The organism is Aerosakkonema funiforme FACHB-1375 (assembly GCF_014696265.1).
In the GTDB taxonomy this organism is placed as follows: Bacteria; Cyanobacteriota; Cyanobacteriia; order Cyanobacteriales; family Aerosakkonemataceae; genus Aerosakkonema; species Aerosakkonema funiforme_A.
This window is the reverse complement of record NZ_JACJPW010000008.1, coordinates 24,661-46,894: the sequence shown is the minus strand read 5'-3', so window position 1 is coordinate 46,894 and position 22,234 is coordinate 24,661. Positions and strand designations below refer to the sequence as shown.

General features: G+C 42.3%; 15 protein-coding genes and 2 pseudogenes. 4 read left to right on the top strand and 13 right to left on the bottom strand.

Annotated features, from left to right (window positions below; genetic code table 11):
• Positions 1-371: 371 nt before the first annotated feature.
• Entirely contained in the window at positions 372-551 is a 180-nt protein-coding gene (locus H6G03_RS04710; RefSeq protein WP_190462583.1) for a hypothetical protein, read from the bottom strand.
• 170 nt (positions 552-721) lie between these two features.
• On the opposite strand from H6G03_RS04710, the gene H6G03_RS04705 reads away from it, so the two are divergent.
• On the top strand, positions 722-1,534 hold the full coding sequence (locus tag H6G03_RS04705) for an adenylate/guanylate cyclase domain-containing protein (protein ID WP_190462582.1): 813 nt from the start codon (positions 722-724) through the stop codon (positions 1,532-1,534).
• A gap of 368 nt (positions 1,535-1,902) precedes the next feature.
• On the opposite strand, the gene H6G03_RS04700 is transcribed toward H6G03_RS04705, so the two are convergent.
• From H6G03_RS04700 to H6G03_RS04685, 4 genes are all read right to left on the bottom strand, one after another.
• Positions 1,903-4,671 carry a CHASE2 domain-containing protein gene (locus H6G03_RS04700; protein WP_190462580.1) on the bottom strand — a complete coding sequence of 923 codons (2,769 nt, stop codon included), beginning with the start codon at positions 4,669-4,671 and terminating at the stop codon, positions 1,903-1,905.
• A 26-nt stretch (positions 4,672-4,697) separates the two neighbouring features.
• Positions 4,698-5,477 carry a DUF928 domain-containing protein gene (locus H6G03_RS04695; RefSeq protein ID WP_190462577.1) on the bottom strand — a complete coding sequence of 260 codons (780 nt, stop codon included), beginning with the start codon at positions 5,475-5,477 and terminating at the stop codon, positions 4,698-4,700.
• Between the two features lie 117 nt (positions 5,478-5,594).
• Positions 5,595-8,318 (bottom strand): CHAT domain-containing protein, encoded by a 2,724-nt coding sequence (locus H6G03_RS04690; protein WP_190462575.1) that lies wholly within the window; start codon positions 8,316-8,318, stop codon positions 5,595-5,597.
• 9 nt (positions 8,319-8,327) lie between these two features.
• On the bottom strand, positions 8,328-8,486 hold the full coding sequence (locus H6G03_RS04685; RefSeq protein ID WP_190462573.1) for a hypothetical protein: 159 nt from the start codon (positions 8,484-8,486) through the stop codon (positions 8,328-8,330).
• A gap of 384 nt (positions 8,487-8,870) precedes the next feature.
• Between H6G03_RS04685 and fmdA the strand changes: the two genes are divergently transcribed.
• Both fmdA and H6G03_RS04675 read left to right on the top strand, forming a co-directional pair.
• Positions 8,871-10,046: a formamidase gene (fmdA, locus tag H6G03_RS04680; protein ID WP_190462571.1), complete on the top strand. Its 1,176-nt coding sequence runs from the start codon at positions 8,871-8,873 to the stop codon at positions 10,044-10,046.
• Between the two features lie 131 nt (positions 10,047-10,177).
• Positions 10,178-10,462, top strand: coding sequence for an FmdB family zinc ribbon protein (locus tag H6G03_RS04675; RefSeq protein ID WP_190462569.1), 285 nt, complete (start codon positions 10,178-10,180; stop codon positions 10,460-10,462).
• A gap of 47 nt (positions 10,463-10,509) precedes the next feature.
• Here the strand turns inward: H6G03_RS04675 and H6G03_RS04670 are convergent, their stop codons facing one another.
• From H6G03_RS04670 to H6G03_RS04640, 7 genes and pseudogenes are all read right to left on the bottom strand, one after another.
• Complete coding sequence (locus tag H6G03_RS04670; RefSeq protein WP_190462567.1) at positions 10,510-11,826, bottom strand: photosystem II assembly protein; 1,317 nt, start codon at positions 11,824-11,826, stop codon at positions 10,510-10,512.
• On the bottom strand, positions 11,819-12,718 hold the full coding sequence (locus H6G03_RS04665) for an SPL family radical SAM protein (RefSeq protein ID WP_190462565.1): 900 nt from the start codon (positions 12,716-12,718) through the stop codon (positions 11,819-11,821). Before H6G03_RS04665 ends, H6G03_RS04670 begins: the two co-directional genes overlap by 8 nt.
• A 1-nt stretch (position 12,719) precedes the next feature.
• A complete protein-coding gene (locus H6G03_RS04660) occupies positions 12,720-13,520 on the bottom strand; it encodes a DUF6065 family protein (protein WP_190462563.1) in 801 nt (266 codons plus the stop codon).
• A gap of 629 nt (positions 13,521-14,149) precedes the next feature.
• Positions 14,150-16,264, bottom strand: a complete 2,115-nt coding sequence (locus H6G03_RS04655; protein WP_190462561.1) for an ATP-binding protein — start codon at positions 16,262-16,264, stop codon at positions 14,150-14,152.
• Positions 16,265-16,648: 384 nt separating this feature from the next.
• Positions 16,649-17,371, bottom strand: coding sequence for an urea ABC transporter ATP-binding subunit UrtE (gene urtE, locus H6G03_RS04650; RefSeq protein ID WP_190462559.1), 723 nt, complete (start codon positions 17,369-17,371; stop codon positions 16,649-16,651).
• Positions 17,372-17,582: 211 nt separating this feature from the next.
• Positions 17,583-18,819: pseudogene (gene hemG / locus H6G03_RS39690) on the bottom strand (protoporphyrinogen oxidase).
• Positions 18,820-18,919: 100 nt separating this feature from the next.
• On the bottom strand, positions 18,920-19,144 hold the full coding sequence (locus H6G03_RS04640; RefSeq protein ID WP_190462557.1) for a DUF2811 domain-containing protein: 225 nt from the start codon (positions 19,142-19,144) through the stop codon (positions 18,920-18,922).
• 551 nt (positions 19,145-19,695) lie between these two features.
• Between H6G03_RS04640 and H6G03_RS04635 the strand changes: the two are divergent.
• A pseudogene (locus H6G03_RS04635) lies at positions 19,696-20,081 on the top strand (zinc ribbon domain-containing protein); the annotation flags it as partial.
• 11 nt (positions 20,082-20,092) lie between these two features.
• On the opposite strand, the gene H6G03_RS04630 reads toward H6G03_RS04635, so the two are convergent.
• On the bottom strand, positions 20,093-21,769 hold the full coding sequence (locus H6G03_RS04630) for an HD domain-containing phosphohydrolase (protein ID WP_190462555.1): 1,677 nt from the start codon (positions 21,767-21,769) through the stop codon (positions 20,093-20,095).
• Between the last annotated feature and the right edge of the window lie 465 nt (positions 21,770-22,234).

Genomic DNA, 22,234 nt, shown 5'->3' with positions numbered 1-22,234 from the left:
TAGCTATTAGCGGTGACATCCATATTGACAAGATTTTAGCCGCGTATGACCCTCCCTCTCCAGGGTCTCCGGATACGAGAGGGGGCCAAGGAGGTAGCTCCGGTGGGAGTCGATGAACCGACAATTGTTGAGTAAAGAGGTAACAGCTGATAACTAATGCGATCGAGTGCATCCCCACACAAGTTTGGTTTGGGTATAAAAAAATCTTACACATTCCGTGATTTTACTATTTTTCTTTATTAAGATAAACAGCAGGTAATGCCTGTAAAGTTAATTTTATATGCAGGGGGGATTTATACTCGGATTAGGTGTACGATCGATTTTTGTATTAATAATTAATAATTAACAACAAAAAATTGAAAATTTTGATATTACAAAACAAAACTCAATTTGACGCTCATAACCAGTGGGAGTGTAGCAGTTGATGCTTGCAATCGCGTCAGTCTGGATGGCAACTTGGAGTAGCTGGAGTTACTTAAGGTTCTCAAGTCAGTGATGTAAATCTCTCTACTATGTTGACGCAGGTCAATTATACCCATGTCGCTACTCATGGCGTCAAAAGCCTTTTAGAGTCACTTTATGTATAAGTACACTGACTGAAGCCTCCACTGAAACTGAAGTTGGCGATGTTTGGGGTGAGTTGGGACATCAGTGTGAGCAACCCTTTAGGAGTAGAATATAGCGCTATATGGCTCAGCAATTGATACAGGAGTTACCTAGAATGGATGAGGCCAAATTTCAGGGAGAGCGCCGGGATGTTTCGATTTTATTCTCAGGTATCCGCAGTTTCTCTACTTTGACGGAAAACATGGAGCCAGTGGAGGTAATCGGTCTGCTTAACGAATATTTTGAGGTAATGTCAAACGTCGTTATTAAATACAAAGGCACCTTAGATAAATACATTGGCGATTTAATAATGGTGACTTTTGGTGCAACCTCGCCTTTAGAAGAGCGTGCTTGGATGTCAGTGCAAAGTGGCCTGGAAATGCGCCAAAGTTTAGCAGAATTTAATGCCAATCTTGTTGCCAAGAAAAAACCTGCAATTCAAATAGGTATTGGCATCAATTCCGATCCCCTCATCACGGGTAATATTGGTTCCAGCAAACTAAACCAATTTACTGTAATCGGAGATGGCGTAAATATCGCGGCTTATCTGGAAGGTCTGAGTAAGGATTATGGCTGCGATATCGTTATTAGTAAAAGTACATACGAATCTTGCGCGGAGCGGATATGGGCTAGAGAGCTTGATTACATTCATGCCAAAGGGAGAAACCAACCAATAGCTATTTACGAAGTTTTAGGGTTGCGTGCCGATCTAATTTCTGAGGAGAAGCAAAAAGCGATCGAACATTACAATCAAGGACGCGAACATTATCTAAATCGCAAGTTTCGACGGGCGATGAATGAGTTTGCAGTTATTGTGGAGGATATGAAAATTAACGACAAACCATCGGCGATGTTTCTCAAACGCTGTCAGTATTTGCTACAAAATCCTCCATCGGAAGATTGGGATGGCGTTTGGACGCTGACTTAATATTTGTTGAGTCTGAGATTAGTTGTTTTTACAAGCTCGAACAAAAACGGTAGACTGATGAGTGAAATTAAGCCTGCCCTTTCAGCCTAAATGAAGTCAGCACAAAACTCGGACTACCAATATCAAGTAGGAGGGAGTCTGCCAGTTGACTCCCCTAGTTATGTGGTGCGACAGGCAGACTTCGATAAAAAGGTTTCTCCAAAATAGTTTTCGTTCCCAAAACGCGACTCCTTGTTGTTCCAAGTGTATAACCGATCTTCCTCAGAATAGGATTGAATGCTTTTCTGGCAAGCGCAAATTTAATATTCTTTCTTGTGGCGATTTCCAGGCTTTGAGTAACTTTTTCAACATTTTACGTCTGCTACTTGCTATTCATTGATTAATTTCATACTTAAATCTATGAGTACGTCAAAGCGAAAGTCGTGTGCCAAATCGGTTAGGGCGCGAACCAAATTTGTATTTGATTGTGGAATTTCCTTGATTAATTCCATGATTTGCCCATCATCGCAGGTTAATGCTGCGTCATATAGTTCTTGTACCCAAGAAGATGACATCACGCACAAATCTTCGATTGTTAGGGCAGAATAAAGATTTTTGGATGCTTGTGAATCGGTTTTTTCTTCTCCTGCATAGACGTAGGAAATACTTAAATATTCCGCCATTTTGTTTAAAAGCAAATTTTCCGAAAATGGTTTGAGTAAAAAATCATCATAACCAGCTTCAGACATAAATTCGCGTTCGTGTTTCAAAGCGCTAGCAGTTAGGGCAATAATTATGGTGGATTTCCCTTGTGGTGTGGCTTTGATTATTTTAGTTGCTTCATAACCGTCCATAACTGGCATTTTTATATCCATCCAAATTAAGTGGGGTTCAAAATCTGACCAAATCGCAATTGCCTCCTCACCGTTGCTAGCTTCGCGCACAAAGAAGCCTATGGATTCGAGTAATTTAATTAATAGTAGACGATTTTCATATCGATCGTCTACTACCAAGATGCGATATTTTGGGGTATTGGGTGCTAGTGCGATCGCTGTTGGTTCTGCTTTTATATTTTCGGTTGCCAACGCTGCTTGCACCTGAATACTGAATGTGAAAATAGTTCCTTTACCCACCTGGCTTTGAACGCTAATTTTTCCTCCCATTTGTTCTACAAATTGTTTGCTGATTGCTAATCCCAAACCTGTTCCTTGTTGAGATTTACGACCTGTTTCTGTTTGGACAAACGCTTCAAATAAACTATTTATTTCTTCTGGAGCAATGCCAAAGCCAGTATCTTGCACTTCAAATAATAAAGTGGAATCTTTTTGATTTAATTTAGCGTTATTTGGAGAGGATTCACTTAGAGTTTTTACGTGAAGTATCACACTACCGCGCTCGGTAAATTTAATAGAGTTTGACAGTAAATTTATTAAAATTTGTCGTAATTTCTTGCCATCAGTAATGATATATTGAGGCACATCCATTTCTACATCAAATATTAACTCTAAGCCTTTGGATTCAGCTTTAAGTTGAAACAATTCCTTTACAGTGTCGATTAGGTTGTATAAATCTAAGTTATTTTCATTCAGTTCTAGCCGTCCTAGTTCGATTTTGGACATTTCTAAAACATCGTTAATGAGACTTAATAAATGCTCGCCACTCCGATTGATGATGCCTATGTATTCTTGGTTTTCTTTAGACAGAGAAGCATCGCGAGCCATCAGCTGGGTAAAGCCGAGAATAGCATTGAGGGGGGTGCGAAGTTCGTGGCTCATATTTGCCAGGAAGGCGCTTTTGGCGGCGTTAGCGGCAACAGCAATTTCTTTGGCTTTGGCAAGTTCGATCGCCTGTTGCTCTAGCTCATCTTTTTTTCGTTCTAATTCCACGGTGCGTTCTTTTACTTTTTCTTCTAACGTGCGCGAATAATCCTCTAATTTTTTATGGGAAATGTGCAAATTTTCGATGAGAATATAGCCAGTATTAACAACAGCAGAACCGACCAAAACTAAAAGTGAGGGAACTCCGGGAATCCACCAGCCATTCAAGAATGCTAGGTAATAACCGCTACTCAAACCGCACCCAAGTAGGAAAATGCTCCCAAGTGTGTATCGTTTGAGAGGGAAAATTGAGGCTAAAATTGCGCCGCAGGTAGACCAAAAAAAAATCCACCAGCACTCCAGCGGTTCAGGCCATACTTTTATGAGCGCCCGTCCTTCCAGTGCCGCACTTAAGGTCTGGCTGATTAAATTGGCATGAATAACTACACCAGGAGTTTGCTTTGCAGTGCCGAGGGAACTGCGACTGTAAGGAGTGAGAAACAGGTCGTTGAAGCTTTGTCCGGTTGCGCCGATCAGCACTATGCGATCGCGCAGTAAGTCTGGCGATATTCGATTTGCCAAAACATCAGTTATTGATATTTGATGAAATTTATTCTCCAATCCGCGATAATTCAACAAAACTTGGTAGCCACCATAATTAGCGCGAACATAGCCACCATCATTTCCTCTAAAAGGAGTAAATACAGCTTTACCTAATTGCAACTCGCCCGGTTTCTTAGTTTGTAAAGTAATTCCTTTGGCTTGCAAATACATTAAACTCAAACGAGCGCTCAAACTTAGTTTTGTTTGATTTTCTTCAAGTTTGACAGACATCAAACCTCGACGCACTTTGCCATCAGCATCCAATACCAAATCGGCGAAGGCAACTTGACCGAGTTTGCTCAAGGTTGGTGCTGGGGCAACGTTATTCCCAACCACTTTCTCAACACCGATCAAGTTCGGTGTGGACTTGAAAACTTGCTCTAATTTCTGATGACCGGGTTGTACTGGTAAGTCTCTATAAATATCTAAGCCGATCGCTTGCGGTTGTTGTGCTTTCAGGTGATCGAGCGCTTTTGCTAAGACAGCATCAGGAATGGGCCATTTGCCAATTTGTTTGATGTCGTACTCATCCACCCTGACAATAACGATCCGCTCGTCGATCGGCTCAGAAGGTCGCTGGCGAAAATATAAATCCAAAGTCGCCCATTCCAGCATTTGAAACAAACCCACTGAGTTAGCGAGAATTGCTAACCCCGCAATGCTTGGTGCGGTAATCAGCACGCCGCGCCATTGTCCGATCGATCGTTGGAGTGGGCGAAGTATAGGATTGGGTAACATTCGGATTTCAAACTAGAAAAAAGCTTCTAGTTTAATAGTGGCTGTTTTGAAACCGCTTCTAATCCCACCGATTTTAACAATTCCTCCCACATAGTTGTTATCTTTGTATCTTGGGGTTGCGATCGCTTTAGCTCAGCCACAGTGGCAATTGTATCGTACCAAAGCCCTTCGTTGTTGTACAAAGCTGCACGCTCTACTGGTGTCGCTTTTTGTATTTGACTGTTTAGTTCCGGATTCGGTTCGACTCGCCGGATCTCTCCCTCTACTCCCGGACTATCTGGTCTGACCGTATTTCCACATACGACCACAAAGTACCACTTGTAATTCTTGCCCGTTTCTAACTCCGGTGCTTCATCCGGTATTTTAATACTGACAATACCCGCTTGCCCAGTAATTGTCAGCATTGTTCGATAAATATTTTTTTTTGTCTCATCCCTCAAAGTAAAAAATACTTTTCTAGCTGAAGTTTCCGGCATATAAACAAATAATGTCGGATGCTTTGCGGCTGTTTTTGCTTGCGTAGTGGTTGGCATCAGTGGGGCTATCCAAGGTGTGTTTGCTTTTGCATCTTGAGGACAAACCTTACCATCCGGACTGCGCGATGCTCCCCCGGCGGTATCGCTCGGTTTTCCGTCGCTCGGCGGGTCAAAATTTATCTCGATTAATGACTTTAGTTGATTGTGGTTTTCGTTACTCGGTATAAATTTTGCCTGTGATTGCTTTGCTATACCTAAACTCAGCAGGATTTGTGAAGATAAGGCTAGCGAAAATATTGTCAGAGGTAGAAAATTTTTGGGGCTGCTCATAATTGAATCCCTGGATCTAAAACTAGGTATTATAATTACTATATCTCGGTCATGTATAACAATTACAAAGTTTTGATTAAGGTTGTGTAAAAACATTTTTACATTTCTCCGCCGCTCTTATAACCAATTTCCTACCAAAACAAAGGGAGACCAGTAGAACGGATGCTCGAATTGGGGTGTTTTTAACAATGATAGTTGAGCGCGACGGAGAGCTTCCGCTTTAGTAACATGAGGTTGGCCAAGTTGAGAGTAAAACTCGGTGATGAGGGTGGCGGTGGATAAATCTTTTACCGACCACAAGGTCGCTAAAGTAGTGCGTGCGCCCGATTTGAGCGCTACTCCTGCCAATCCCAAAGCAGCGCGATTATCCCCGGCGGCAGTTTGACAGGCACTCAGGACAAGCAATTCGATCGCACTGGTTTCTTTTCCTTCTCTAGAGCGTAATATTTCTTCAAACCGCCGGACATTCAGTTTTTTATCCCAAGCAAGAATAAATGTTTCATCTGGGTTAGAACTGAATTGACCGTGAGTGGCTAAATGTACGATCGGGAATGAAGCCGCTTTTATTCGCGTAGATAAGTTTTCTTCGCTAAACTGCTGATTCAAAAGTATTTGGGAAGGCAGTTCCGATGCGATTCTTTTTAATTCCGCCTCGACTCCCGGTAAAGCTGAAAACCCACTTCTAGACTCAGTAAGTCCGGCGGTTAAAACTTCTAGGTGCTTTGCAGAGATCGATCGCGTTGGTAGTAATTGCAAACCGGGAGTTATAGCGATACTGTATTTTTCAATCAGATATTTTTGACCGTCATAAAGAATTGACATTGGCAAATTTCGCAAAGAACCATCCAGCACAAACACCAAAGTTTTAATTCCACTTGTAGCTAAATCTGTTTCTGCCGGTCGGATCAGCCAATCATAAACTTGTTGGGATACTTGCCAAAGCTCTTCCTGGGAAAAAATCGGGTTGATTGATTCTAGCAATTGTTCGAGAATACTTTCTACTTTACTTTCGGGCAAATCGGTTTTGTAGTGGCGCAGAGGTTTTTCTGGCAAAGATAAGATTACTTCTAAACGATCGCTCAAAATAATCGGGTAAATAACTGCGGCTTGCCGATCGATCGCATCAATTTGTTGCGGTTTGACATTCAAACAAGCTTCTCGAAAATAATTGTCTAATTCTGCTAGTTGTAGCGCTTCAATTAACTCACGAGCTTGAGCGATGCGATTGGGAATTTTGGATTTTGAATTTTCCGTTGATGCAGCAGAGTAGTCTGAGCTTTCATCTAGCAATAACCCAACTAGCTCGCGATAGACAGGTTCGACACTTTCTCGAAAAGAAAACTGTAGGTTTGTATTGGTAGCTACCAAGTCACTGCGGAGAATTTGCAAAGTTTTAACTGCTTGCGTGTAAGCAGCGATCGCATCCTCATTTCGACCTTCTTGTTTTAAAATTTTACCTAATTGCCAAGCAGACCGAGCAGTAATATCATTGGCGCTAATAGCCTGTGCAATTGTTAGCGCTTGCTGAGTCAAATTTTCCGCATCCGATTGCTGTTTATTTTGTTGATATAATTTACCCAACGCTACCAAAGCATAGGATTCCGCTCTGGCATCTTTGAGATATCTTGCTTGTTGAACTGCTGTAGCTAATAATTTAGCAATGCTTGTATTACCTTGTCTTTCGTTGGTTATTTGTTCTTCTTGATTTCCCCCTGATAATTGACCGCTGACTAATGATAACTTCATCAAAGTTTCAGCAAAATTAACTTGAGAGTAAACACCCGAACGACTGGGGTTTAACTTAGAAATTTCCGTCTGAATTTGGGATATTAAATATGGGATATTTTCTTGCCCTTTGGTTTCTATGCTTAAGTTAAGTAGATTTAGTAAAGTTTCCAGTTTGGCAATAGGACTGGGTGCGATCGCAGCTGCTTGTTGATAAAAATCCAAAGCCGCTTTACTATCTCCAGCACTTTTGGCATGGTTTCCCAAACTAAAAAGAGCAGCGCTCGTTTCCGTAGGAGAATTTAATTTTTGCGCGAGTGCCAAACTTTGCTTTAATACTTCTTCAGACTTAGGCAAATCTCCCAAAACTTGCAGCGCTTCTCCCAGACTTCGCAATCCTACAGATTTTACGATCGCATCTGGTAAAGATACCAAGTTTTTATTTGCATTTTCTAAATTGGTTTTGGCACGCTGATATTGACCCAAAGCTTGCAAAGCTTGTGCTTGGTTAATTTTACTACCCAGAATTCCCGCTGCATCACCAGCTTTTTCATAAGCATTTTCGGCTTCTTTCCAACTGTCCAAAGCAGCTTCTGTTTGTCCCATAGCTAACTGAAGACTACCTTGAGAATTCAAAGCTTGAGCGAAAATTAGTGCTGAGTGCTGACGAGTTGCTGAATTTGTTAAGAGATTGAGGCTTTGGGCGATCGCATCTTTTGCCTTCTCCCACTGTCCCAACTCTTGATAAGCGTTGGAGAGATAATTTAAAGTCAGAGCGAGATAGAGGCGATCGTTCTTTTCTCGATAACTTTCTGCTGCCTTTTCCCAGACAGCAACCGCATCCGAAAACCTTCCCGCATCGTATAATTTTTTTCCGTCTTCTAAAACAGTTGCAAAAACCTCTCCCCCATCCCATCTCTTATCAAAAGATGGACTTATTTTTACCCCTAGTCTTGTTGTCACAGAAGCGGGTAGGGGGGAGAGATTTTTCATTTCGCTAAAAGATATAATATTTGGAATAACCGAAAATCTAAAATCGGTAACTTGCGCGACTGCCGGAAAAATAGCCGTCACGAGCAGAAAAGTTAATAATGCCAGACAGATAAAAGATCTCATCTTTATAAGTCAACGCTTCCTGGTTATGGCGATCCCAGCGATCGGGCCACGATGGAAAAAGAAAGGATAGGACGATCGCTCGCCACGCTCAGCCTGCTTGTCGCCAGAACTTTGGGCTGTCAAATTAGTTGTATATGTTACCAATTTTTCCCGCCCTTTAGCATTCATTATCCATCCCGTTGCCTCTAGAATATACGATCTCGCATTGTAAACATATAATTCCGCTCTTCTGGCCTCCCCGCAGGGTTCTGAAAAGAAACCGGGTTTTTGCTCTGAGAATGCCTAACTCCTGAAGTAAATTTTCAATTCACAATTATAGCTGACTTTGCCGCCTAAAAAACAAAACTTTTTATAATTAGTTTAAAAAACTATTTATTTTTTAAACTCTCTCAATAATTTCTAGAGCGTTCGGAATCGATTTAACTAATAAATAGTTACAATCGGTCGTAATTTTTGGTATTAAAAACTACAGTTTATTATCGCCATAGGAATTTAATCTCAACTCAGGCGAGGGCAAAACATCGCATAAAACTAGAAAATCGGGGTACTACTATGCCTGAAGTTCTCTTCAAAGTAGACTTGAACAAGCCATTTACCGAGCAACCGTTGGTAGGTCACAATCGCTGGCATCCCGATATTCCGGCAGTAGTTTCTGTCAATCCTGGCGCTGTATTCCGAATAGAATGCAAAGATTGGACGGACGGACAAATCGGCAACAACGACAGCCCCAACGATGTGCGCGATGTCGATTTAACAGTTGTTCACGTATTGAGCGGCCCTATTTATGTCAACGGTGCCGAGCCAGGAGATATCCTAATTGTTGATATCTTAGATGTAGGAACTTTACTGGATTACGAATGGGGTTTTACCGGAATTTTTGCTAAAGAAAATGGCGGCGGTTTCCTCACAGAACATTTCCCAGTCGCACAGAAAGCAATTTGGGATATTCAAGGAATTTATACAAAATCTCGCCATATTCCTAATGTGAAATTTGCGGGAATTCCTCACCCTGGATTGATCGGTTGTGCGCCTTCTCACGATTTGTTAGCTACTTGGAATAAGCGGGAAGCGGATTTAGTCGCAACCAATCCCAACCGAATACCGCCTTTAGCAGCATTGCCGAATCCGAAAAATGCCATTCTCGGTTCGTTAAAGGGTGCCGAATACGATCGAATTGCCCAAGAAGCGGCGCGAACTGTTCCACCCCGCGAACACGGCGGCAATTGCGATATCAAAAATTTGTCAAAAGGTTCCCGCATTTACTTTCCAGTTTATGTGGAAGGTGCGAAACTTTCAATGGGAGATATTCACTTTGCACAAGGAGATGGGGAGATTTCTTTCTGCGGTGCGATCGAAATGGCTGGTTACCTCGATTTGCACGTTGATTTGATTAAAGGCGGTGTAGAAAAATACGGTCTGACCAACCCGATTTTCAAACCAGGCCCAGTTGAGCCTCGCTATTCGGAATATTTGGTGTTTGAAGGCATTTCTGTTGACGAATTTACCGGACAGCAATATTATCTAGATGCTCATGTTGCTTATCGCCGTGCTTGTTTGAATGCGATCGAATATTTCAAGAAGTTTGGCTATACGGGAGAGCAGATATATTTGCTTTTAGGTTCTGCACCAGTGGAGGGAAGAATTAGCGGCATTGTCGATATTCCCAATGCTTGTTGTACTATTGCAGTTCCGACAGCAATTTTTGAAAAGAATGTTCTACCGACGTAGAACCTCACCCCCCAGTCCCCTCTCCGTCACGGAGAGGGGGGACAGGAGAAGAAATTCACCTGCTTCTAGAAACCCGGTTTTTCTCAAAAACCGGGTTTCTCAAATCCAAAATCTAAAATCCAAAATTGATTATGCCTCTTTACGAATTTAAGTGCGAAAATTGCGGAACTTTTGAAGAATGGCGGAGTATGAGTGCAGCCAGCGAACCGATGCTTTGCCCAATTTGCGAAACTGTAGCCAAACGAATTTATTCGGTTGCTGGTTTGATGATGATGCCCAATTCTCTAAGAACTAGAATTGAGCAAAGTGCGGAACCTCGTGTAGTCGATCGCACTCAAATTAAAAAGCATCATAACCACCACCATCATCACCAGCACAAGCATAACGATGGACGACCTTGGATGATCGGTCATTAATTATTTACTCATTCGTCATTAGTTTATGGCTAATGACGACACTATCATCATTTTTTCGCCAATATTACATAATCATCAAGTCCGTAGTTTAAGTCAAAGTTTAATTTGAAGTATTGACGAAATAGCGGACTCATAAATTTCTGGGTAGGTAAGTTTTCTCGTGCAAATATTCCAAAATCAGGAATCGGCTCTCTTCTATATGTTGATGTGAGGTATTTATACCAGACTAAATTCAAGCCTAGCTCTTCTACAAATTTTTTAACCACGCTTTCTTCCTGAGTTAGACTTTCGCTTTGCCGAATTCCGTATGCTTTAAATAACTTCTTTCCTTGAATTATCAGCAGTACATGACCATTTTCTTGAAGGCAGTTCGTAAATATATCGTTGTAAACAGCTATAGATTTATCGCGTGCTTCAGAGTCAGAGAAGAAACAGTGAGAAATCACAATCAAGTTAAAGAAATTTAACGGGATTCTGGCGGACTGATTATCGTAATCGAAAATGCTAGAAGTATCGAAACGGAAGTAAGCGTTTGTGGCTGTTTCTTGCGGCTCTATGTATTTTCGCCAAAATTGCAATCCGCGATACTGGAAATTCTTCTGTTGTTCCAGAGAGTAGTAAGAAACGTGCGTGGGAGGTGCGGGTAAAAAGCTATTACTGCTTTGTAACAATAAAGCCAATCCGTAAGCGATCGTACCTGGACCCGCAGCAATATCGAGAATATTAATTTTAGATGGTAATAAGCCAGCTTTGTAGATCAGAAACCAAGCGAGATAGGCACAATAAACATTATCTAAAAAATACCTCATCAAGTAGATATGCGGACTTAGTTCAAACCTATATTGAGGGTCTTGTCCACCTTTTAATCTGTTGATATCGTTAATCGCATCATCTAGTAAAAAATGAAAGTTCTTTTTCCGACTTTGTTGGCTAAACTCTTCTTTGATAAAATCAGCTAAGCTTTCCTCAAAATCATCAAAAACACGGCGATCGATCCCCGTGCATTGAAGCATATTTTCATCATGCTCCACAAACTTAAAGTTTTTTGATACAAATTCGATAAACTCCGGCTCCGGTGTTAATATATCGGTAGAGATTTCCCCAAGTGCTTGACTCGGCTCTATCTGTTCGAGTTGTTGACGCAGTTGACTTAGCTGTCGGTATTGTGCGGAAATTTGTTGGCGGTAATCTCGCGTAGTTTGTTCGAGTTGCAGCTTATCTTTAAATAGCTTTTCGAGTGATGAAAGTCTGGCTCCCGATTTTTGTATTTCTTGTAATAACTCTTCTGCGCGACGTAGGTTACCTTTTTTGATGGCGGTATGGAACTGATAGGAACGCCACCAATTTGCGATCGCATTACTCAAAGCCAAATCCTGCCTTACCTTCCTTGATCTCAACGCCAGAGAGAAGTAAATCCAATTTTTCCTTAAACTGCAAATAGTTTAGCTGTTCGTTATCGTACCACCAAGAGTATTTTTGCTTAATATTTTCCGCTTCTTGGCGCGTTCCCGCCACGAGAGAACGAGTTTGAGTCGGGTGAAATTCCTGAATTACCACTCGATCGACAATTTCGAGTTTGCGAATGAAATCTACTTCATCCTCTGGAAAAGTCGGGAGTAGCGGCGTAATGGTAACGGAAAATCTGATCCAGTGGCTTTCTTGGTAGCGAATGTTCCGTTTAAGGGTTTCGATCGCTTTTAATCTAGCTGATATACTGGGAGTGCGCGGCTCAAAATCCTTCCTGACTTGTTCGCTACCAGTAGGAATGCTCATATTAATCCGCAATCGTCGAAACTGTTGCAAAATATCGACATCTTTGGCAATCAGGGGACTGCGAGTTTGAATTACCAGTATAGGTTGATACTTCACCATCGCCTCTAACAAGCCTCGCGTTAGCATTTGTTTGGATTCGATCGGCTGATAGGGATCGGTGACACTACTCATATAAATACTGGCAGGTTTATCTGGATTTTTCTTCTGCCATTTCTGCAATTCTTTTTCCAAAATTTCCACTGCATTCTGTTTGATAATCACCCAGTTACCCCAATCTTGTCGCATTTTAGAATTGGGACTAAATGCCGCCGCATAGCAATAGCTACATCCGTACTGACAGCCTCGATAAGGGTTGAGTGTAAAATCGTAATAATCGATAAAACCCGTCGCTTTGTTGAGAATCGATTTGGCATTGTTTATATACACTTTGGCAGTGCCAAAGCTTTCCTGCTTGGAATTTTCTTCAGACTGTGACTTAGCCATCTTATGTTTTATCTTTAACTTGTTCCCACCATTTACCATTATCCAAAACCTTTTGATGATGGTCAAATTTTATGCCATAAATATCTTCACCATTCATGTACCTCAATCCAGGCATACCTCGATCTATTTCACTTCTTTCTTTGGAAAAATATTGCATCGTTTGGCGAGCGACTTCTAGTTGTTCGGTGTTTGTTAATTCTTCTAACTTATAATTATCAATAAAATACCTGGGATATGGTAGAATGCAACCTAATGGCATACCTTTTTTTATATAGATATCATAATTAGCTCTTGTCACTTTGATATTAAAAGTAAAATCTCGTCGCAAATTATCAGTTTCAACAACCGCATTCATCCAGCTTAACCCGTCCACCGGATAATTTGGCGGTTCCTTAACCATTAAGTTGACATTTTTAGGCGTCCGGAACATATAGCGAGGATGAACAGTTAAAATTCCAGATCCAAAATGAGATTTGACGGTCAAAAAGTTTGGGTTAGGAACGTCTCCAATTTGATGGATATACAATCCCGATACGCTATTTGTCCCATCCCACCGAATCACAAGATCGGAAGTAGCGACAACAACAAAGCCGTGTTGATTCCCAAAAGTCAAAGGAAGGCAAAAGTAAAAATGCTGATTGAACCAATCTCGTTTTTGGTCTAATTTTTTAAGATTATCAGGATTTTTGAATACCCCTTGGTCTGGAATAACTAAAATAGTGTTATCTGGAACTTCCAAGTTATCTGGCAAATTTTCTGGAGGGATTAATCTTTTTTCGGGAAAGTTGTAATTGCTGTTCATACTTACTTCTCCATTGGAGTAAATTTGACGTAAAAGTAAGGTTCGACTATTATGTCGTCTTCTGTAGAAAAGGTTAATTCTGATGTTTCTGATGAATCTTTTTTTGGAGAAGAATAAAAAAAGCTCTGTGACGAGTTGAAACGGAGCATTAATCCCAATTTAGGAGTAATGATAAAATCTGAAATAGTAATTGGATTGGATTCGCCAAATAAATTAAACTTTACGTTAGAATTTTCAATCTTTGTTTCTGAGCCTATGGAAACGAGCCTTAACACTTCCAAAGAATTCAAAATATTTTCCCTGCAATGATAGTTGTATATGAGAATGTCGGACACAAATAAAGACTGTTTTGACGTCAGTTTGAGAACCAGGCTAAAAATTGGCTTTTCTGTAATGTTAGCAGATATTTGCTCAGAGAAAGACTGCATAAATTAGCGACGAACTCAACAAATATTATATTCTCACAAACTCTGAAGTATCGATGGCTGCTAGGTCATCCGCTGCGATCGCTTTTTTTATTAAAAGAAGCTGTAGATATGTTTCATAAAACATTTCTACACGATCGGGAAACGTTTGCCGTTTTATAGTATATGCTTTCTTATTTTCCTCCTCCTAAAGAAGTAGCTTTGTTAAAGTTGCTTTATGGGTAGAACGATCGCAAACTCCGCACCGCAACCAGGTTCGGAAATTACATCTATGTAACCACCATGCTTTTCAATAATTTGGTAGGCAATGGAAAGTCCCAAACCAGTACCTTTTCCAACTGGCTTCGTGGTAAAAAAAGGATCGAATATTTTATGTTTTAATTCTCTTGATATCCCAGAACCGTTATCCCGAATTGTGATACGAATTTCATTTTTTGTTTGCACTTCTGTTTCGATCGTAATTTGTTTATTTTGTTGTTCTTTTAGCTTTTCCAGTTCATCAATTGCATTGCTAATAACATTCATAAATACCTGATTTATCTGTCTGGGATAGCATTCTACTAGGGGTAAATTGCCGTATTTTTGAATTAATTCTATATCGGTATATCCTTTGTTCATTTTCAAACGACTTTGTAAAATTAGCAAAGTACTATCGAGTCCTTCATGAATATTAACAAGCTTCATTTCGGCTTCATCTAACCGGGAGAAGTTTCGCAAAGATAGGACAATTTTACTGATGCGATCGGCCCCACTTTGCATAGAAGAGATAATTTTAGGCAAATCGATCCTTAAAAAATCTAGCTCTATCTGTTCAATAATTTGTTCAATTTCAGGACTCGAATAGTTTTCTTGGTAAATATCTACTAAATCTAGCAAATTTTGCGTATAGCGATTGACATAGCTGAGGTTAGCGTAGATAAAGTTAATCGGGTTATTGATCTCGTGAGCAATCCCAGCAACCAATTGACCCAAACTGGACATTTTTTCAGTTTGAACCAATTGAACTTGAGCCTTTTTAAGGTTTTTCAGGGCTTGAGAAAGTTGCTCGGCTTTAGTAGATATTTCTAAATTTAATTGCTGTAATTGGTCGTGGGCTGACTGCAATTGCTGATTTTTTTGCCAAAGTTCTTCAGTTCGCTCCTTTACTCGTTCTTCCAAAGTTTGACGGGCTAATTCTAACTCTTGAGTGCGTTCTGCCACCCGTTGCTCTAAGTTACAGATGAGCGTTTTTAAAGCTGTAGCCATCTCCTGATAAGCATTCGCCAATTGACCGATTTCGCCGCCAGAATCAATACCGGGAATGAGTGAATCTAAATCCCCGGTGGCGAGAGTTTTGCTACGAAGAGCTAATTGTTTAATCGGCTCTCCAATTTGCCTTGCTAACAGGCGAGCGATCGCAATCGATAATACGATCGCCATCGCTAAGCCAATCCAAATTACGCGATTGAGAACTAAATATGCTTGCTGAAAATACTCGGACGAAATCTGAATTTTAGCGATCGCCACAGGTTTACCCGCAGACTTAATGGGAGCGTAGATCGTATTATGTCCGGATTCCGGTTCCATCCGGTACACCGACTCACCTCGTTTAATTGCCGGTAAAACCGTAGCAGTTAAATTATTTTCCTCCCAAGTATCGCTACTCATTTTTTCAATGCTCGAAAGCATTAACTGTCCGTCAAGGGAAATAATTGCCAGCTTAGTAGTAGCTTGGGAAAAATTCAAAAACTTTCGCAACCAAGCATCATTCAGTGTTTGACCTACAATCAAGGTTCCGGGTGAATTACCTTTACCGTCGCTTTGAAAAATAGGTGCTGCCACCAAGATTAACATCTGCCGATCGCCATATGTAACCAACTCCTGCAATGGTTTTTTCTTCGCGATCGCACCAACAACCCTTTCTTGCACCGCAATCGATCGCCAAGCACTTCCCCGTTCTGCTAGAGTTTCGCCAAAGCGATTCACCACCTGCACGTTATCCACATCTGTGGAAAAAACCAGTTGGTCTGTTACCTCCTCCTTCATCCAAGCTCGATCGCGCTTCTGTACCGCATTATATAAAGCTGTCCAGATTGCATAGCCGTTGGCTAAATCTTGCAATCCCTTCCCCGTAGCAGATGTGAATCCTCGAAAAGCGAGGACTTGATCGTCAAGTCGAGTTTTTTCCAAATCTGTCAGAGGTTGATACACAAATCGCCAAGCTATCCCGAATACCAAAACCACTGGCAGTAGGGATGCGCCAAAGGTAAAAATGAGAATTTTGGGTTGGAGTCTTTGTGGAATCCCCGATATTGTTGATTTAACGTTTTTTAATATCACTATATATTTAGGCTCGCGCTTCACGAAAGAGTGAACGTCAACCAAGTTAACTTGGCTAGCAAAATAACCCCGATCGCAGGCAGATAGCTGTTTACATTTTCAGTAATACAACTAACTTAACCAAACGTCATCCGAGCTTTACAGCAATTATGATTTTTTTGTCAAGAATCTACAACAAAAAACCATACTTTTTAACGCTGACTTTTTGTTCATTATGTTGTATAATTATAAGTTTATGAATTAAATCCCAAAGATAGGTACGTTGCACCCCACCCCTTCCCCGTCCACGGGGAGGGAAGTGAATTAGACATCTCCAAAAATTCTTGTGGGGTAGGCATCCTGTCTGCCCTTTAAGATTCTTTTGGAGGAGATGTCTAATGAAAGTTATACTGCCAGAAACCTTTGAATCACATCTTGGCTGAGTTCGTTAGTTAGCCCTGAAGCGACAATACCGCCTTTTTGCATAGCGTAGTAGCGATCGGCTTGCCGTACAAAATGCAGGTGTTGCTCGACTAACAGCACAGAAATGCCTGTAGACTCAACAATCCGGCGCACAGCCGCCTCAATCTCTAAAATAATGGAAGGTTGAATGCCTTCCGTGGGTTCGTCAAGTACGAGTAAGCGCGGGCGTCCCATCAAAGCGCGAGCGATCGCTAACTGTTGCTGCTGTCCGCCACTCAAATCCCCACCCATGCGAGAAAGCATCGTTTTCAGAACTGGAAACAGCCCAAAAATTTCCTCTGAAATTTCCTGCTTATTGTCAGGCAATTGTGGCGCAGGCATCCTGCCTGCATCCCTTGCCTCCAAACCCAACAGCAAATTTTCCTTCACCGTCAAACGGGGAATAATTTCCCGTCCTTGGGGGACGTAACCAATGCCCAACTTTGCCCGTTTGTCCGGGGACTTACCGTCGATCGACTCACCCGCAAAATTAATCGAACCAGTACGGGGTTTGAGCAAACCCATAATCGTTTTCAGCAGCGTAGTTTTACCCACACCGTTGCGTCCGATCAAGCACACCATTTCCCCAGCGGATATGCTCAAATCCACATTGCGGAGAATGTGACTTTCGCCATAGTAGACATTTAGCCCAGAAACGTGCAGCATTGGATTAATTTTAGATTTTAGATTTTGAATTTTGGATTTTAGATTGATGTCGCTCTCTCAGACATGATTTTTAAGGAAAGTTTCAGCTTTTCGCAAATTTAATCATAACAAAGCTTATTGCCTGCAAGATTTGACATTGTTATCAAAATCAGACAAACCTGTATTTACCCTACAAATGAGGGAACTGTAAGTTTTAAGTCTGACGCTTTAATCAACCTACAGGTGTCAGTTGCAAATATTGGCGAATTTCAGCCGATCGCTCAACAGCTCGTTTAACACAGTCTCCTAGAGAAACGCCATCAAAGTAGTTACTGCATAGGAATAAACCGGGAAATTGCTCCAAATCTCGATTTATTTGCTCCAAGCGTTGATGATGACCGAGAGTATATTGCGGAATAGCACGTTTCCACAAATGTACAGCGATAACTTTTGGCTGTAAATCTTGTTTGAGGAGGATACGACGGATATCTTGATGAACCGCTCGGACAATTTGCTCGTCGTCTAAATCGCCAATTTCGATATCAGTTGCACCGCCGATAAAGTTGGTTAGCAGTTGCCATCCAGCCGGAGCGCGACCGGGAAACAAGCTCGAAGACCAGATAGTGCCAAGAGTGCGAATTCCCTGACCGCGTGGAATTAAGTTGCCAAAGCCGCGTAGAGGATGTTTGAGCGCAGTTTCTGGATAGGCGAGGACAACGCAGGCTACGGGAGGATAGGGGATTTCTTTCAAAGCTTGGCTTGCGCTCGGTGCCAAATTTTGCCACACCTCAGATGTGACGTAGGCAGGTGAAGTGAGAACTAGGGTACGTGCTTCCACCTGTTCTTGTCCTGCGGGTGTATTAAATTCTGCAATGTAGGTTTATCGATCGCTCTTGTGCAGGCGGATGAGTTGCCAGCCCAGCTTAACAGTATCGCCCAGATGAGATGCGATCGCCTGCGTAGACGCCTGAAACGAAGGGAGCTACAAGTCGCTGGGTTACTTCCGATCCCAGATGACGCTGGAAGAACTGGGCAACAGTTTCTTCTCCCCCTTGCGCGGACAGTTGAGACCCCATAGCTGGGGCCACAAATCCCAAAGCGCCTCTCAACGCTCTCAGCTTACCTTGCAAAGTCAGCAACTCGGAAGTTATAGCTGCTGGGGGACTCATGGGCACCGGTTGAAGTTGACCTTGCCAGTATACGTAACGAGGCAAACGGCGATCGGCCAACACTAACTCTTGCTCCAGTCCCACATCAACAGCCAGCTTCAGCAATTCTGGCGTCGGAGAAAAACTCGTCGGGCCTTCTTCCCAGATAAATCCTTCAGCGGAGCCTGTGGTGATGTTCCCACCAACTCTTGGCTGGCGATCGCACAGTAAAATTCGCCGTCCATCTTGCTTGAGGGTGTAGGCTAAGCTCAGACCGCTAATTCCAGCCCCAAGGATTAAGCTGTCTAACGAGTTTGTCATTTGTCAACAGTCATTTGTCATGTCATCGGTCATCGATGGCTATTCTCTATTGAACCTTAATTGCAATGACCGTTTCCAATTTCCCATTTTCGATCGACTTTTAAACAGAATTGCGGAAAAGCGTTTCCAGATATACCTGGGCAGCCCGACGATAGCTGCGCGACGCTTCTGGGGTGTTTCCAGTTCCGTTTTGTAGCAAAAACAAAGAGAGAGCAGCAGCAAAAACCCGGTCTTGATCCCAGTCTGGATGCGTTTCCAAGTAGCTTTTGAGCGATTCGTGGAGTACTTCCGGGATTTCAGCCAGCATACTAACGGTTGTGTTCATAGACACCTGCTCCAAAGAAGGGGGGAGAGTGGGGAAGCTAGAAAGCGGGGGAGCAGGGCAAATAGAGAGAATGACACCCACCTATGTTCCATTGCCTTGTCCCTTATTCCTGATTCCCCGATCGTCTGATCAGTCAGCCGCATCATTGTCTGCGATCTGGGGGTGGGGTTGTCAATGCTGCGAAATATTACAAAAATCTTCACATTAACAAAATGGCTACGCAATAATAAGCTTTTTGACCCACTTTTTGTTACATATCTTTATAAAAACTCAGCATACCCCAGATGCTGAAGCGTTTGCCAAAAAAATCCCCAGATGGACAGAAACACTCGATCCGACCGTGACAACCTGTGGAAAACTACTTAAGCGCTGTGGAAAATTTTTAACTCCTTTGTGGAAAGGTTGTGGAATCTGTGGGGAAAATTTTGGCAAAGGATAAGAATTGCAAAAAATTTTGACTTTCTAGCCCCTACCGAAAAAACTGGGGTTAGGGCCTCGCACATAAGAGAGCGACTTTATTCTATAAACCGTTGCAGCGATTAGTAGATATTGATGGGCTTTTAGTCAAGCGTCCGAGGTTTTTTGTAGATGCGGAACGCCAGATGAAATTGCTGCAACAGCGTGTTTCCAGAAAACGATTAGGCTCAAAAAATTGGAAGGGAGCCCAAAGAAAAGTTGCTTTATTACAATTTCCAAAAAGTAGACAGCCGTAAAACTAGCCAGATTTGCCCCAGTTGTGATGTTGAGACAGGCAAGAAAGAACTTTCAAAACGTACTCACGTTTGTTCAAATTGTGGCTATACAACTGATAGAGATGTTGCCGCCGCTCAAGTAGTTCTCATTCGAGGACTCGCAGCCGTTGGGCAAACGGTGAAGATGCAAGAGTTCGGGTAAATTTATTGGCATCCCTATGAAGCAAGAATCCTCGTGTCTTTAGACCGAGGAGTGTCAATCAAGGCAGTGACCCAGGACTGCGAAAACCTGGCGTTGCTCGAAAAGATCGACCAGATCCCTGTTGATTCTGTTTTTGCTGGCTTCTTGTCGGAGAATCTGAAGGGAAGTTTGCACCTGCAATCTGCATTTGTAAGGTCGATCGCTGGCGGTAAGGGCATCGTAGATATCGGCAACCGTCAAAATCTGGGTTTGAATGGGAATGTCTTTATCTTTTAAACCTTGAGGGTAGCCGCTGCCATCCAGCTTTTCATGATGGGCGTAGGCAATCATAGGGAGGTTTTTGAAATGCGTTGTCCAGGGTATGCGTTGGAGAAATGTATAGGTGTGGGTGACGTGAGCTTCGATCTCCATACGCTCTTCGGGAGTGAGGTTGCCTCTGGGTATCATTAATTGTGCCATTTCTTGTAAGGAAACTAGGGGCTTGAGCTGACCGTCGATGTCTCGATATCTGTATTGAGATAGTTCTGTCAGTTGTGCGAGAGCTTCCTCAGAAAAAGCATGAAATTCCTCATTTTCAAATGTTTCTGGTTCATTGACCTCTACTAGCAGTCGCCAGTAGCGATCGAGTTTTTCGAGCTCTTGAGCCAGCTGAGTGTCCAGTTTTTCAATATCTTGGCAGTAAGGACAGCTTGCTTCGGGGTTAACGTCAATCATATGATGGAGCGGCTTCGTCAGCACATACTGGTATTTAGCTTGAGCTGTTTCCATCTCCAAAGTTCTTCTGGTCAGCGCAAAGCGGTGACGAATGCTCTCCAGTTGTTCGGGATAAAGTTTTTTCCGCTTTCCCAAAATCGCTTCGGGGACGCAAACTTTCCCGAAGTCGTGCAAGAGTGCGGCATAGCGAATTTCTTTAATTTGGCGATCGGTAAAATAAAATGGTCGTAGCAGACCTGTAGTCACTGAATTGACCTCTTTAGTCAGATGAACTACCAGTTGAGCCACTCGCTCAGAATGACCTGAAGTAGTCGGGTCTCGCATTTCAATCAGTTCTACAGATGCTTTGACAAAGCTCTCGAATAGGTTTTCAATACTTTCTTGCAGGTGATTGCGTTCAATAGAGATCGCCGCTTGAGAAGCAAGCGATCGCAAAATCCTCTCTTCCCACTCTGAATAAGGCTGAGTTACTTCTTCAACATTTTCGGCAGTGACGATCGTATCGGGTCTGATTTTACGATTGATGAGTTGAAGCACCCCAATGATTTCCCCATTTTGGTCTTGCATTGGCAACACCAGAACTGAGCGAGTGCGGTAGGAGAAGTCCCGGTCAAAACTGAGGTCGATCTGGTAGGGAACATCTGATGGTAAATTATAAGCATCCGACAGATTTAAGCATTTGCCCGTAAGCGCTACATACCCTGCCAGACTTTTACCGCTCAGAGGCATAGCAAATTCGTTTAAAGTTGCACTGGGTTGAGAATCATTCTGCGCTACCTTAAATAGCAGCTTGGGAATTGCGTCGCTCCGATCTAGTAAATAGACGCTGCCAGCATCGCTACAAGTAATTTCCCGGCTCTTAGATAAGATTAAGTTGAGTAATTCTTCCAGATTCCGGCTGCTGGAAAGGGCGGTGCCAATCGCCAAAAGCTGCTCGATCGGTTCAACCCGTTGAGCAGATTGTGGCACAAGTTCGTCGTTTTCAAAGGTCATTAAGTGGGAATCGAGAACTGTCATGTATTTTTCACCCTAATATCACAGTCAGACTGGATAAATTGTGCGATCGCTTCCGAGTTATAGCTGGCACAAACCAAGCATATAATTTTCCCTCAATCGACATTCTCATTACTTTACTACCAACGCAGTATAGAGAATGATTTTCAACCGCGAACGGATAGCTTGCCAGCCTAAGCAATACGGTGCGGACTAGCTTACCGTTAATGCTTTGTTGTTCATACTCCAAGCTAGCAAGATTTCATCTCAGCGGGGGAAGGAAATATCGCTTTGAAAGTGCAGTTTGCGCCGATTTCTAGGAATTTCGATCGCAACTGTTAAGTTCTAAGACAGTTACTTGACTAAAGAGAAATTATTTCTGTAGCTTAAGTTACAGAAATAAAAACGTTTTAAACCATTAGCTAAGACCGCTTCGGTCGAAACGCGAAGGACGCGATCTGTTCAAACAAGACTGATGCTGGACAGGGC

Coding starts and splice junctions, on each gene's coding strand:
- fmdA (WP_190462571.1), top strand. CDS start 8,871: ATGCCTGAAGTTCTCTTCAAAGTAGACTTGAACAAGCCATTTACCGAG.
- urtE (WP_190462559.1), bottom strand. CDS start 17,371: ATGCTGCACGTTTCTGGGCTAAATGTCTACTATGGCGAAAGTCACATT.
- H6G03_RS04630 (WP_190462555.1), bottom strand. CDS start 21,769: ATGACAGTTCTCGATTCCCACTTAATGACCTTTGAAAACGACGAACTT.
- H6G03_RS04685 (WP_190462573.1), bottom strand. CDS start 8,486: ATGAATGCTAAAGGGCGGGAAAAATTGGTAACATATACAACTAATTTG.
- H6G03_RS04660 (WP_190462563.1), bottom strand. CDS start 13,520: ATGAACAGCAATTACAACTTTCCCGAAAAAAGATTAATCCCTCCAGAA.
- H6G03_RS04665 (WP_190462565.1), bottom strand. CDS start 12,718: ATGGCTAAGTCACAGTCTGAAGAAAATTCCAAGCAGGAAAGCTTTGGC.
- H6G03_RS04710 (WP_190462583.1), bottom strand. CDS start 551: ATGAGTAGCGACATGGGTATAATTGACCTGCGTCAACATAGTAGAGAG.
- H6G03_RS04640 (WP_190462557.1), bottom strand. CDS start 19,144: ATGAACACAACCGTTAGTATGCTGGCTGAAATCCCGGAAGTACTCCAC.
- H6G03_RS04675 (WP_190462569.1), top strand. CDS start 10,178: ATGCCTCTTTACGAATTTAAGTGCGAAAATTGCGGAACTTTTGAAGAA.
- H6G03_RS04690 (WP_190462575.1), bottom strand. CDS start 8,318: ATGAGATCTTTTATCTGTCTGGCATTATTAACTTTTCTGCTCGTGACG.
- H6G03_RS04695 (WP_190462577.1), bottom strand. CDS start 5,477: ATGAGCAGCCCCAAAAATTTTCTACCTCTGACAATATTTTCGCTAGCC.
- H6G03_RS04705 (WP_190462582.1), top strand. CDS start 722: ATGGATGAGGCCAAATTTCAGGGAGAGCGCCGGGATGTTTCGATTTTA.
- H6G03_RS04700 (WP_190462580.1), bottom strand. CDS start 4,671: ATGTTACCCAATCCTATACTTCGCCCACTCCAACGATCGATCGGACAA.